This window comes from Kocuria rosea (assembly GCF_023715525.1).
GTDB lineage: Bacteria > Actinomycetota > Actinomycetes > Actinomycetales > Micrococcaceae > Kocuria > Kocuria rosea_A.
The window spans coordinates 1-12,730 of the sequence record NZ_JAMBOG010000005.1; the positions used below are offsets into that span (position 1 = coordinate 1).

Below are 12,730 nucleotides of genomic sequence, written 5' to 3' on the forward strand. Positions count from 1 at the left end.
CATGACCGCGCGTCGAATTACGACACGCTCCCCGGTCACCACCGGTAGGACCACACAGAGGCGCCGTCCGGATCACTCCGGACGGCGCCTCACCCTGCCCTCTTGACAAGAATCCCCTACATATCAGTTGTACCGGACGACGGTGGTGGTCCTGGTGGTGGCGTTCCAGTCGATCCGTCCGCGGGTGTACTTCTGGACCCGGCCGGTGGCGGTGGCCTGCTCGTCGGTGGTGGGGTAGCCCAGGCCGTTCTGGGCGCCCAGGGCCACCCACTTCGCCCCGATGGCGCCCGTGAGCCGCACGGCTCGCGCCCCGGTGGGCGAGGACCACACGATCCGGGTGCGGGTGCTGTTCGCGCGGAACTCCTGGGCGTAGCCCCCGTCCGCCAGGCGGAGCTTCTCGGTGGCCGGCGGGCCGTAGGCCCGGGCGTAGCCGCCGGCGGCGAACTTCCGGCCGATGCCCCCGCCGTAGTCCACGGCGTGGGCGCCGGTGGCGGCCGACCAGTAGATCGCTTTCGTCCTCCCGTCGGCACCGGCGAAGCGCTGGTAGGAGGAGGAGTAGCCGGAGGCGGCCTGGGAGCCGATCGGTCTCCCCCAGGCGGTGGCCCCCAGGGCCTTCCACTTCGTGAGGATCGCGCCCCGGACCGGGAAGCCGTCGACCACGGTCGTGCCGGTGGACGGGGCGGGTGCGGGCGTGGTGGCCGAGCCGGTGGGGACGTAGCAGGTGTCGGTCGCGCTGTCGAACAGCGGGCCGGTGACCACCGGGCGCCCGGCCGGCGGGTCGATCTCGAACTCGAAGTAGCCGGTGAGGGCCTCGGCGCACCGGGTGGTGGCGGGGGCGGAGTCGGCGAGGGAACCGCCGATCCACATGTCGATCCACTCGGGCTTCTGCCCGCAGGAGGCGCACGTGTCCTCCAGGACGAAGTAGCGCTTGACGTGGGGCAGGTAGAACCGGGTGCCCGGGGCGTAGTCGCCGATCTGGGCGGCGAGGGTGATGGGGTCCGTGTAGGTGCCGATGCCTCCGGCCTCGGTGTGGACGGTGCGGGCGTCCCACGCCGAGGAGTAGGCGATGGCCCGGGACCCGGCCGGGTCGTTGTCGTGGATCGTGTAGCCGGTGATGAAGCCGGTCCTGACCGTGCCGACGGCGGCGGCACCGAGAACGGTGCCGGCCGATGGGGTGGGCGACGCGGCGGCCGGGGCGGGGGCAGGGGGTTCCGCGTGGGCGGGCACGGCAGTGGCGGCGAGGCCGCCGGCCAGGAGGGCGGCGGCGAGGGCACGGGTGGGCAGGGCGGAGGGCAGCAGCTTCAAGGGGGCCTCTTCAGGGGGGTCAGAGGATGGGGTCGACCTGCGGGGACAGCCCGTCCCGCCGGCCCCTTCAACCTATGGCAGCTGCAAATAGGAGTGTGTGCATTTCGCTGTATGACAAGCCACCAAGGGTGCCGCAGACGTGGGCTGGCGCCAGGATCGGGGGAACGAGCACTCGGTCCGCCTGCCGTACTGACTCACCAGGCCGGTGATGATCAGGAGGAATTCCCGGGGCGAGTGTGGAGGTGATCGGATTCCCACCCCTGCGGTCTCCCGGGTCAGATCCGCTCCGCGCGCGGTCCGGTCCTGGCGGGCAGTGAGGTCGGGGACGGTGTTGGTGCGTGCGGGGTGGTACCAGCCGACCAGCTTGCCCTTCAGCGCCTGGAGCAGGGAGGCGCAGAGCAGGTAGGCGCGCAGCGGTTCGCAGGTCACCCGGTAGAGGGGCACCACCAGCAGGTGCGCCCAGGACTCCCCGACCATGCGCAGGGCGATGACGCAGATGATCGCGTGGAGCCCGGCGACGAAGGCGGCGACGGCGAGGAGGGGAACCCAGTTGCCGGCGGCAAGGTCGAGTCCGGCCACCACCACGGTCAGCGGCAGGAACACCAGCGGAATCACGGTGGCCAGCATCGTGTGGGGCAGCGCGATCAGCCCGAGCGCGCGGTAGCGGGGGCGGAAGAGCATGTCGGCGTGCTCCCACAGCGCCAGGAGTTCCTTGGTGCCGTCCCCGTGCACGATCGTGGAGGTGCCCGACCTGATTTCTTGAAGGGCGGCGTCCATGTCAGCGGCGTCGATCAGGTCAGCGCTGCGGGCGTAGGCCTCGGCTTCCTCCGCCGACGGCCAAGGTCAGGGCGGCCCCCGCGATCGCCGCCCGAGGAAAACGGCGCACCACTCCTGCCCCGCGCCGGTGGCGGCGGTCTCAAGGACCATGTGCTGCAGATCCTGCTCCGCCTGCGCGCAACGAGTGGTGGGCGGTGCCGCGGAGCTCAGCAGCACCTTCAGCGCATCAGGTTCCTCGGAGGCTCGGGGGGAGCCGGGTGAGGGTGCCTCGGGTCCTCTTCCGTCGAAGGGGAACGCATAGACCTTGCACAGCCCCGGACGAGACCAAGACGTCCACGCCGCACCAACGATCCTCTGAGCCGGGGGACCCAGTCCCCCCAGCGCGCGAGCAGCCCCCTCAACCCAGTGCACAGCGCGTCACTGCTCAGCCGGTGGATCTCTTCCGTTCCTCTGGTCGCCAGGTACGAGATCCCTGGGTGGACAAGCAACTGCGATCACGCAGGGCTAAGGCAGCGCCGCCCACGGCGCCACAGAACCCCCCGTAGGGGACGAGCAGCATCCCGATGAACAACCATCCGCCGTCGTGGACCAAGTCCAGGAACCAGCACGGCACCAACAGCGCCCCGCCTCCCAGGGTCATCACCGCGATACGCACCGTGGTGGGCAGTTCGTAGTCGCCCCCGGCTTCCCAGCACGGCCCCCACACCACCTGGGTCCACACCAGACCGACCACTGCGAGCATCGCCCAGATTGCCAGCCAGTCCGCCCGAGTGCTGTCCACCGACCCCACGCCGGCATAAGCCAGAGACAGCACGGCGGTCAGTGCCTGGAACACCAGATAGGTGCTCCAGGGATGCGCCTTCACGGCTCGTCTCATCGGCTGCCGCCTCCTCGCTGGGTCGACTCCACCGTACGCGCCATATCCGGGGAAGCGCGGCAGGACCTCGGCCCGCAACTGCTGGAGGGAACGTTCATTGCGGCGCGATGCGCTGCTCACCGGGCCCTCTGTCCAGCGGAGGGGGTTGCCGTGTGCACCGAGTGAAGGTCGTCTCATACTGGTGATCCCGTAGCCGCTGGGGGTCATCTGCCTACGATGACGAGGAGCGGACGGGCAGCCCGCTGGTCCGTCGATCGAGGAGGATCTCCATGAAGGCACTCGTCTATCACGGACCGGGGAACAGGGCGTGGGAGGACGCCCCTGAACCCACCATCCAGGACCCGACCGATGTCATTGCGAAGGTCGACACGACGACCATCTGCGGCACCGATCTGCACATCCTCAAGGGCGACGTCCCGGCCGTGACCGACGGCCGGATCCTCGGCCACGAGGCGGTCGGCACCATCACCGAGGTCGGCGACGCCGTGACCGGCCTGAAGGTCGGTGACCGCATCATCATTCCCGCCATCACCAACTGCGGGAAGTGCTCCTACTGCAAGAACAACCAGTCCTCTCACTGCCTGACCCTCGGGGGCGTGGGCTGGGTCTTCGGTCATCTGATCGATGGCACGCAAGCCGAGTACGTGCGCGTGCCCTTCGCGGAGACCTCCGTGCACCGGGTCCCCGAAGGGCTTGACGACGAGGACGTCTTGTTCCTCACCGACGCCCTGCCTACCGGCTTCGAGATCGGCATCCTCAACGGCAATACCAAGCCCGGCGACACGGTAGCCGTCGTGGGCGCAGGCCCCGTCGGCCTGGGCGCGGTCATGACCGCCAACCTCTGCGGGGCGGGACGGGTGATCACGGTGGACCTCGACGAGAACCGCATGGACAAGGCGCTGGAGCTCGGCGCCACCGACAAGGTCAACGCCGGCGACGCGGACGCCGTCGCGAAAATCAAGGCTCTGTCCTCCGACGGCCTGGGGGTGGACGTGGCCATCGAGGCTGTGGGGGTGCCTCAGACGTTCCAGACCTGCCTGGACATCGTTCGCCCCTACGGCACCGTGGCCAACGCCGGCGTGCACGGGAGACCGGTCGAGCTGCCCCTGGACAAGCTGTGGATCTCGAACGTGCGGATCAACATGGGCCTGGTCGACTGCCGCACCGTGGGGAACCTGCTCAACATGGTCCGCTCCGGGCGGCTCGACGCGAAGGCGATGGCCACGCACCACTTCACGATGTCCCAGATGGAGGAGGCCTATGACCTTTTCGGCAACGCCGCCGAGCACCGGGCCGTGAAGGTGGTCATCCGGGCGAATTGACGGCCATGGCCTCGTCCGCGAGATGCGCGGTAGCACCACCCAGCTCACCATGCACACCGCCGGAGTGCGGACCCGCCCCTGCCGGTCAGTCCGACCTCCAGCGCACCGGGAACCGCTTGTGCGGGACACTGGCAGGTGGACGGGGTGGTCAGGCCGGTCCGAGCCGCCCGGTGGAGAGCTCGCTCAGGTACGACATGCATCACGACTCGCACCCGAGGAAGCGGGCTCAGATGTTCGCCGCTTGTGGAAGCTCCCGGATCCGCCGATCGAGGGTGGCCCGCCGAGCCCATGGGGGTGGCTGTGTCCATGTCACCCCCACCCGGGTTCAGCACCTGCAACCCTGCTCCCCGGCTGCGCCGTCGTTCGGTGGAGGTCAGCCTGTCCGGCATCAGCCGACGAAGCCCGCAGCGGACCCCGCATGCACTACTGGGGGAAAGGGGAAGCTGTCGTGCTGGCGTGGACGCTCGTCGTGGGAGGATTCCACCTCGACCCCCGCCCGATGATCGGAGCCTCTCTTGCCGAACCTGCGGTTGCTTGCCCTGCTGATGGCCGGGGCTCTGCTCTTCGTGGCGGGGATCGTGATGCTGGGTTCGATCACCAACGCGGTGGCGACCGGTTCGGGAGGATCATGGGTGGTCGCTGCCGCCTCCGCTCTCGCCCTGGCCGGCCTCGCGCCCGGAGCCCGGAGGCTGGCCACCACGACCCCACGGCCGAACTCGAGGCCGGCGTCGTCCTACCCCGGTGATGCGGGGGTCCGGTTGGACATCGCCTCCGTGGTGGCGGTGGTGCTCCTGGGGTCCGTCCAACTGCTGTTCATCGCTGTGGTCCACGAGGGCGCCCAGTACACCTGCACGACCTCGCCGCTGCCTCCCGGTGCCAGCGATGCCCCCGCGCAGGCCCAGATGACCGTGCTGCCGCCGTCGTTGGTGTGCCACTACCCCGCGCCGGGAGATCCGGCGACCATGATCTCGGTGGACCGTTTCTCCGCGGGCCCGTGGCTGTTCTTCACCTGCCTCACCGCGCTGGTCCTCACGCTCTCGGGCGGGCTGCTCCTGCGCCTGCGGCACCGGTGGAGGACGGAGGGAAGGACCACCACCAGGTCCTCCCCGCCCTCCACCGGTGCGGCCGCAGGAGAAGGCCCCTCCGCTGCCCGGAGCTCTCTGCCGGTCTCCCGGCTGGCTCCGGTCCTGGCCTTGGGCGCCTGCTTGCTGGTCGTGGGATGGCTGGCGGTGTGGGCGATGACCGCCACGGTGCGTGCCCCCTCCTGGGCGATGGGGATGATCAGCGCAGCCCTGCTCATGGTCGTGCTGCGCGTGGTCCTCACGGCCCGCCACCTCGCCAGTGCACCTAATCAGCTCCCCGCCGCAGCGCCCTTGGCGCCACCAGCGCCCCTGGCGCTCCCGGCGCCGGTGAGTCGGGGATGGGCATGGCCTCCGGCCGTCCTGGCCGCCGTCGCTGTGCTGGTCTGGAGCATCAACCAGCTCTTCTACGGCTACCGGGTCCGGGATGGGCCCGGCTACGCCTGCGCCACCGACTGGCCGGTGCCCACCAGCATCATCAGCAGCAGCATGGTCACCGCGGACACCACCGCCTTTCCCCCCACGCTGATCTGCCACTACGCCCCGGCCCCCGGGGCTGCACACACCATCACCGTTGACCACTACCCCACCGGACCCGAGGTCTTCTACACCAGCCTGGGGGCCCTGACGGTGGCCGCCTTCCTCGGGCTGGTGCTCCTCGCCCGCTTCCACCGGAGGGAAAGAGCGCAGACCGCCGTGGCAGCAGCCCGGCATCAGTAGTCGTCCTCAAGGGCGGCAGCTCCATCCCATGCCCACAGGAACAACGACCACCATGGAATCCCGTCTGCACTGTGCGCCAATGGTGGGTGGTTCGAGGCCCTTCGTGCGGTCGGTGCTTCGTCGTGAGCCGTGAGACCTCGGCGACCCCGCCGCCGGATCAGGTGCACGACCGTGGCCGCTGGTCCTGCGTGCTGTTCCTGGACGGCTTACCGCGCCCTGACGTCGAACAGCCGCGTGCGGCACGTGTTACGGGCTCAGGGCCCGTGGAGCGCTCCGACCACGAAAATCGCCACAGGAACGCAGAGCGAACCGAAAGCCACAGCCACGGCCCCCAGAAGCTCTTGCTGCGCGCGGAAGCCGGCGATGCCACCCACGATCCCGCTGGCCGTGGGCAGCGCGAACGCCCACAGCGGCTTAGCCGCTCCAGCGCCCCGCCAATCGAGCAGCACCAGCGTCAGCGCGGTGGAGACCCCGAAGGACGCCCAGGCGATCGCCGCCAGAAGGCGCTGCTGCTTCTCGGGAACCTGTGTTCCCACCATCAGTTGTGCCGCCTCTCCTCCACCGTGGGTGGAATGCTGGCAGGAATCGGTGCTCGACAAGCAGGACGTCATCGTGGGCCGGGACCCCGCGCGGGGCCGGCAGCCACGACATCGCGCCTGCACCGTGTCCTGCGCACCGGGAGGACGGACGGGGTCCACGACGGCGGAAGGCGCAGCGCGCCGGGCGATCCCGGCGGCCTCGGAGGCCTGGGTGTGCCGGGTCCGGATGCCGGCGACACGGTTGCGGGCGACCCCGACCGAAGCCGCCATGCGCGTCAACGGCACGCACACGCCCGGGAACAGACCGATGCCGCACGACAACGGGATCAGGGCAAGATCGTCGTCGCTCACCAGGCACTTCCGACAGGGAATCCTTTCGACCGTACGTGCTGGGGCCGCCCACCACGATTCCGGTGCATCCGTGCCGGTGCCCGAGCAGGCCCCCGAGCCAGTCCGCAGGACATCGCCGGGCCGGGCCCACGCACGAACTGCTACTGCAGCACGGGACACGCGCCCTGAAGCAGCCGCGGCGACTGCCGCCCCTGGTCCGTGGCACCCACGGTGCAGACCGGCGAAAGTGGCCAGTTCGGGTGGGGGCCATGTCCACGGCAGCTTCCAGATGAAGGCGCGGAGTGGGAGACACCGGTATCGAGCTGTCCTCCGCGCGCACCAGCAACTTAATCTCCGTGGACCCCAGCACGGTGCCCTCCGCCCCGCCGGCCACCGGGCGGTCGGTGATCGCCCGGTGTCGCGCCCGCGGTGCCTCCGTCACCACATCGCGGGCGAGTTCCTCGTCGATGGTCCGGTGCACGGTCGCCCGGTCGTGCGGCTCCGGCGGCCTCCCGCCGGAGAGCGGTTGCTCGGAAGGGTCTAGACTGCGGCAATGTCATCCACGGACCCCGTTCCCCAGTCCAAGCTCAAACAAGGCATCACCGGCAAGCTGCTGTATCTGTTCATCCTCGGTGATGTTCTCGGGGCCGGCGTCTACGCGCTGGTGGGAGCAGTGGCCGCCGATGTCGGCGGGGCGATCTGGGTGCCGCTGGTGTTCGCGCTGCTGCTGGCCCTGCTGACGGCGGGTTCCTACGCCGAACTGGTCACCAAGTACCCCAAGGCCGGTGGTGCGGCCGTGTTCGCCCAACGGGCCTACCGCAGCCCGGTCATCTCCTTCCTGGTGGGCTTCTGCATGCTCGCCGCCGGCGTCACCAGCGCCGCCGGGCTGGCCCTGGCCTTCGGCGGCGACTACCTCTCCGTGTTCGTGGGCGTCCCGCCGGTTGCCGCAGCCGTGGTCTTCCTCACCCTTGTCGCTGTGCTCAACGCCCGCGGGATCACCGAGTCGGTGCGCAGCAACGTGGTCATGACGGTGATCGAGGTCTCCGGGCTGCTCCTGGTCATCGTCCTGGTCGCGGTCTTCGTCGGGCAGGGCAATGGCAACCCGGCGCAGATCTCCCAGTTCCCGGACGGGGCGAACCCGGCCGCGGCCGTGCTGGCGGCCTCCCTGCTGGCCTACTACTCCTTCGTGGGATTCGAGGTCTCGGCCAACGTCGCCGAGGAGGTCCGCGACCCGGCCCGGGTCTACCCCAAGGCGCTCTTCGGTGCGCTGGCCACCGCCGGGATCGTCTATCTGCTCATCGGCCTGGCTTCTGCCGCTGCGCTGCCGGCCGAGGACCTGGCCGGCTCCAGCAGTCCCCTGCTCGATGTCGTCACCGCCACCGGCTTCGGCGTCCCGCCCTGGCTGTTCAGCGCCGTCGCGCTGATCGCCGTGGCCAACGGCGCGCTGCTGACCATGATCATGGCCAGCCGCCTGGCCTTCGGCATGGCCGAGCAGGGGCTGCTGCCCTCCGGGCTGGGCCGGGTCCTGCCGGCCCGGCGCACCCCCTGGGTGGCGATCGTGGCGACCACACTCATCGCAATGGTCCTCACCATCACCGGCGAGGTGGCCGTCCTGGCCGAAACCGTGGTGCTGCTGCTGCTGTTCGTGTTCCTGAGCACCAACATCGCCGTGCTGGTGCTGCGGCGCCAGGACGTCGGCCACAAGCACTTCCGGGTCTTCACCCCTGTTCCGTACCTGGCCGTGGCCTCCTGCCTGCTGCTGATGAGCCAGCAGGCACCCGGCGTCTGGCTGAGGGCCGGGATCCTCGTGGCGATCGGGCTGGTGCTCTACCTCGCCGGCCGGGCGGCCGGCGGTCGGAAACCCCCGATGCGCCAGGTCGCGCCGTAGAGGCGCCCAGCACAGCGTTCAGGGCGATGCGCTCCGGTGTTGCCGGTCCGGATGTCCGCGTCGGGCTCGACCGTCACCGTGGTCCCCGGCAAGGTGCGTCGTACGGTGGGACGGGGCGTGATCGGCTCACAGCTCTCCTCGCCCACCGGCTCACTCCTGTTCCTGCGGGGCGGGCCCTCTGCCCCGACCACAGCCGCACAACCCCTGAAAGGCTGAAGGGATGAACTCACAGCAGGCCCCGCGAAGCTCTGCGCCCTCGTCCGCTCACAGCGGCACGCTTCCCGACGGCACGGGTCCCGCCCGGCACGTCATCGTCCTTCCCGGCGGTGGATACGCCGGTCATGCGGACAACGAGGCGGAACCCGTCGCCGAGTGGCTGGACCGGCTCGGCCTCTCAGCGAGCGTGTTCCGCTATCCGGTGGGCGCCGTGCACCCCGCTCCGCTGGAGGCCGTGCGGGCCGAGATCCGCCGGATCAGGGAAGGCGGCGCCGAGCAGATCGCCCTGCTGGGCTCGTCCGCCGGTGGGCACCTGGCCGGCCATGCCGCCGTGACCGCCTCACCGTCGGCCCCCGAGAGGGTCGACGCCGCAATCCTGTGCTACCCGGTGGTGTCCATGGAACTCGACACCCATCAGGGCACCCAACGGGAGTTGCTGGGCGCCGCTCCGCAGGCCGAGGCGCGGGTCGCAACGTCGCTGAACCACCTGGTGACCGTGACGGCTCCGCCCTTCTTCATCTGGCACACCGCCGACGACCCCTCGGTGCCGGTGCAGCACTCCTATCTCCTGGCTCAGGCCCTGGCAACGAAGGGGATACCCCACGCCCTGCACGTCTTCCCGTCAGGACCGCACGGCCTCGGACTCGCCCAGGGCACCGGAGAACCGGAAGCCTGGCCGGTACTGTGCGCATCTTGGTTGTCCGCACTGGGGTGGCTCACAGGACCTGCTGCACGTTCCGTGGCGAGCCCATGAACGCGCTGCACGCCCTGTCCTGATCAGCCGGCACGTCCCGACCACTCTCGCACCCGAGGATGGGTGGCGAGAACGTGCCCCGAGGACACCGCCGTCCCCCGGTGTCCTCGGACGAAGGTGCCCCGCCCCATGGGCACCGAGCCCAGGGGACAACGGGCCCGTTTTCGTCAGCAGTATGATCTTCTTCACTGCCGGGGACACCCCTTGGCGGACGATCCCACGGTGGGTCGCCCCCGGATGTCCCCGGCCACGATGGGGGCGATCTTTTCCTGACCATGACTGGGGGCAGCATGGGTTCCACCGTTCGACGACTCCCGGGGACGCCTGTCGTCGCAGCCCTCGTGCTGCTGGTGTGCGCGCTGAGCCTTCTCCACGCCGGGCCGGCCCGTGCGGTCCAGGACGCCACCTCCTCGCCCGGGCCTCAGGGGCCGTACCTGGGGGCGCTGCTGGACTGGGCCACGGACTCGACCACGGCTTACGCCGATCGCCTGGGTGCACCGGCCGCCGTCTACGGCCGGCCGGTGCCGCTGCCCCTGGGTGAGCAGGAACAGGGTTATCTGCGCGACTACTTCGGCCAGGTCGCCTCCCAGGGCGCCCACGCCCTGCTCACCGTCCAGCCCGAGGTGGCCCTGGAGTACGTGGACGATGCGGCGGCCGCGGCCCTGGCCGCGCAGGTGGGCGACGTCGCCGAGGGGTACGAGGGCACCGTGTTCGTCCGGTTCGCCCCGCAGATGAACGCACCCTGGGTGCCCTGGGGGCAGCAGCCCGAGGCGTACCGCGACGCCTTCCGCGCCGTGGCGAAGGCGATGGACGCCGAACTGGGGAATCCGGTGATGGTCTGGTCGCCCACGGCCGCCGAGGACTACCCGTTCCGGGACCCCTCCACCACCACCCCGGAGGGCGGGGCCCTGGGAGCCCTGGACACCACCGGGGACGGGGTGTGGAACGTCGACGACGACGCCTACCGCCCCTACTACCCCGGCGACGACGTCGTGGACTGGGTGGGACTGACCGCCTACCACGACGAGACCGACGGGGCCTCCGTGCGCAACGCGATTCCGGAGCCGGGGGCGTTCGTCGCGCTGCTGGGCCCGGCCCGGGCCACCGGCCCGCCCGTCGAGGAGGACTTCTACGCCGCCTACGCGGCCGGCCACGACAAGCCCCTGATGGTCGAGACGGCCGCCTTCTACAGCCCCGAGGCGGAAGGCCCCTCCGAGCTCGAGGTCAAGAGCGGCTGGTGGAACCAGGTGCTCGGCGCTACCTCGGCCCCGGAGTACGGCCGGATCGGGGCGGTGGTGTGGAACGAGACCGTCGAGCAGCGTGATGCCGGGGCGGTGGACTGGCGGGCCACCACCGATCCGGACCTCGCCGCCGCCTTCGCCGGCCGGATCGAGAGCTCCGGGCTGGCGACCGGCCCGGTGATCGAGCGCTCGACCCTGGAAGGCGCGGCGCCGGCGGCCACGGGCACCACTCTGGCTGGTCCCGCGGCCTGGTCGGTGGCTGCGACCGCGCTGGTCGCGGCACTGCTGCTGTGTCTCCTGCCCCTGCTACGACCCGTCCGAGCCTGGGCCTATGCGGGCGCCACCTCCCGGGACGCCCGGATCGACATGCTGCGCGGGGTGGCCATCGTCTTCGTCGTGATCAACCACGTCGGCCTCGCCTCGCTGTTCCAGCTGCTCACCCAGGAGACCGTCGGGGTGGTCTCGGGAGCGGAGCTGTTCGTGTTCCTCTCCGGGGCCGTCCTGGGCCTCGTCTACGGGCCCCGGGTGAAGGACCAGCTGGGGGATGTGGTGGACCGCACCAGCAAGCGCGCCTGGAAGCTCTACGTCACCGCCCTGGCCGTGGTGCTGCTCGTCTACGCGCTGAGCCGGCTGCCGTTCCTCGACGCCACGGCCGTCACCACGTTCACCGACCAGGGCACCGGTGGCGCAGGGACGGGGGCGGCCGGGACGACCTACGACCTCTACGCCGGGATGGAGGGGCTGACCCAGTACCCCGTGCCCGCCCACCTGATCCCCTCGATCTTCTTGCTGCAGATCGGACCGTGGCAGTTCAACGTCATGGGCCTGTACGTGATCCTGCTGGCGTTGAGCCCCCTGGTGCTGATGGCGCTCTCCCGCGGCCGGGCGTGGCTGGTCCTGGTGATCAGCCTGGGCCTCTACGGGCTCGGCACGACGACGCGCTGGCGGCTGCTGCCGTCTCAGTTCGAGGACTCCTTCCCGCTGCTGGTGTGGCAGGTGCTGTTCGTGCTGGGCATGGTCGCCGGCTACTACCGCGCCCCGATCGTGACCTGGTTCGCCGCGCGGTCGCGGCGGGTGCTGCTGGTGGCGTGCGTGCTGGGGGCCGTGGCTCTCGCCGTCTTCTCCTGGTCCAGCCCCTACTTCACCAACGCCTACGACGTCCGCCTGGCGCTGCTCCCGGAAACCACCTTCCGCACCGTCTACGACGGCTTCTTCGAGCGCACCTTTCTCGGACCCGGTCGGCTGCTCAATGTGCTGCTGGTGGTCATCGCCGGCTACGCCCTGCTCAGCGCCTATTGGAGACCCCTGGAGAGGGCCCTGGGCTGGTTCCTCATCCCCCTGGGCCAGGCCACCTTGTACGTGTTCATCCTTCACGTGTTCCTGATTCTGGTCGCGGCCAACATCCCCGCGCTGCAGCAGGGGAACCTGTGGCTCAACACCGCCGCCTACGTCGTGGTCCTGGGCCTGCTGTGGGTCATGGTGAAGAAGAGGTTCCTGTTCCGCATCGTTCCCCGGTGAGCGTCACGCCCGAGACGCTCCGGTCCTTCCCCGCTCCGTGGTCAGCCCCCGAGCGGTTCCCGTGGGGGCAGCGCTGCGCCGACCCCGATCGGCGCCACACCGGGGCATGGACTTTCGGGAGCTCCGGCCGGCAGAACCATCGGGGCCAGACTACCCAGGGCGGG

9 protein-coding genes are annotated in these 12,730 nt (G+C 70.3%); 5 read left to right on the forward strand and 4 right to left on the reverse strand.

Translation table 11 applies throughout. The annotated features are described in order from the left end of the window. Positions 1–123: 123 nt before the first annotated feature. The 3 genes from M3185_RS04635 to M3185_RS04645 form a co-directional block, all read right to left on the reverse strand. The gene (locus M3185_RS04635; protein WP_251332507.1) at positions 124–1,305 is read right to left on the reverse strand and encodes an LGFP repeat-containing protein; all 1,182 of its coding nucleotides are present in this window, start codon (positions 1,303–1,305) and stop codon (positions 124–126) included. A 72-nt stretch (positions 1,306–1,377) separates the two neighbouring features. Continuing rightward, positions 1,378–2,082, reverse strand: coding sequence for a hypothetical protein (locus tag M3185_RS04640; protein ID WP_251332508.1), 705 nt, complete (start codon positions 2,080–2,082; stop codon positions 1,378–1,380). Positions 2,083–2,506: 424 nt separating this feature from the next. Then, positions 2,507–2,947, reverse strand: coding sequence for a hypothetical protein (locus M3185_RS04645; protein WP_251332509.1), 441 nt, complete (start codon positions 2,945–2,947; stop codon positions 2,507–2,509). Positions 2,948–3,228: 281 nt separating this feature from the next. On the opposite strand from M3185_RS04645, the gene M3185_RS04650 reads away from it, so the two are divergent. Next, complete coding sequence (locus tag M3185_RS04650) at positions 3,229–4,281, forward strand: zinc-dependent alcohol dehydrogenase family protein (RefSeq protein ID WP_251332510.1); 1,053 nt, start codon at positions 3,229–3,231, stop codon at positions 4,279–4,281. A 515-nt stretch (positions 4,282–4,796) separates the two neighbouring features. Next, positions 4,797–6,080, forward strand: coding sequence for a hypothetical protein (locus M3185_RS04660; RefSeq protein WP_251332511.1), 1,284 nt, complete (start codon positions 4,797–4,799; stop codon positions 6,078–6,080). 254 nt (positions 6,081–6,334) lie between these two features. Here the strand turns inward: M3185_RS04660 and M3185_RS04665 are convergent, their stop codons facing one another. Beyond that, positions 6,335–6,970 carry a hypothetical protein gene (locus tag M3185_RS04665; protein ID WP_251332512.1) on the reverse strand — a complete coding sequence of 212 codons (636 nt, stop codon included), beginning with the start codon at positions 6,968–6,970 and terminating at the stop codon, positions 6,335–6,337. A 532-nt stretch (positions 6,971–7,502) separates the two neighbouring features. On the opposite strand from M3185_RS04665, the gene M3185_RS04670 reads away from it, so the two are divergent. The 3 genes from M3185_RS04670 (at position 7,503) to opgC (ending at position 12,566) form a co-directional block, all read left to right on the forward strand. Continuing rightward, the gene (locus M3185_RS04670) at positions 7,503–8,837 is read left to right on the forward strand and encodes an APC family permease (RefSeq protein ID WP_251332513.1); all 1,335 of its coding nucleotides are present in this window, start codon (positions 7,503–7,505) and stop codon (positions 8,835–8,837) included. A 220-nt stretch (positions 8,838–9,057) separates the two neighbouring features. Then, the gene (locus tag M3185_RS04675; protein ID WP_251332514.1) at positions 9,058–9,807 is read left to right on the forward strand and encodes an alpha/beta hydrolase; all 750 of its coding nucleotides are present in this window, start codon (positions 9,058–9,060) and stop codon (positions 9,805–9,807) included. A gap of 290 nt (positions 9,808–10,097) precedes the next feature. Next, entirely contained in the window at positions 10,098–12,566 is a 2,469-nt protein-coding gene (gene opgC / locus M3185_RS04680) for an OpgC domain-containing protein (protein WP_251332515.1), read from the forward strand. Positions 12,567–12,730 lie beyond the last annotated feature (164 nt).

Coding starts and splice junctions, on each gene's coding strand:
- M3185_RS04640 (WP_251332508.1), bottom strand. CDS start 2,082: ATGGACGCCGCCCTTCAAGAAATCAGGTCGGGCACCTCCACGATCGTG.
- M3185_RS04650 (WP_251332510.1), top strand. CDS start 3,229: ATGAAGGCACTCGTCTATCACGGACCGGGGAACAGGGCGTGGGAGGAC.
- M3185_RS04670 (WP_251332513.1), top strand. CDS start 7,503: ATGTCATCCACGGACCCCGTTCCCCAGTCCAAGCTCAAACAAGGCATC.
- M3185_RS04675 (WP_251332514.1), top strand. CDS start 9,058: ATGAACTCACAGCAGGCCCCGCGAAGCTCTGCGCCCTCGTCCGCTCAC.
- opgC (WP_251332515.1), top strand. CDS start 10,098: ATGGGTTCCACCGTTCGACGACTCCCGGGGACGCCTGTCGTCGCAGCC.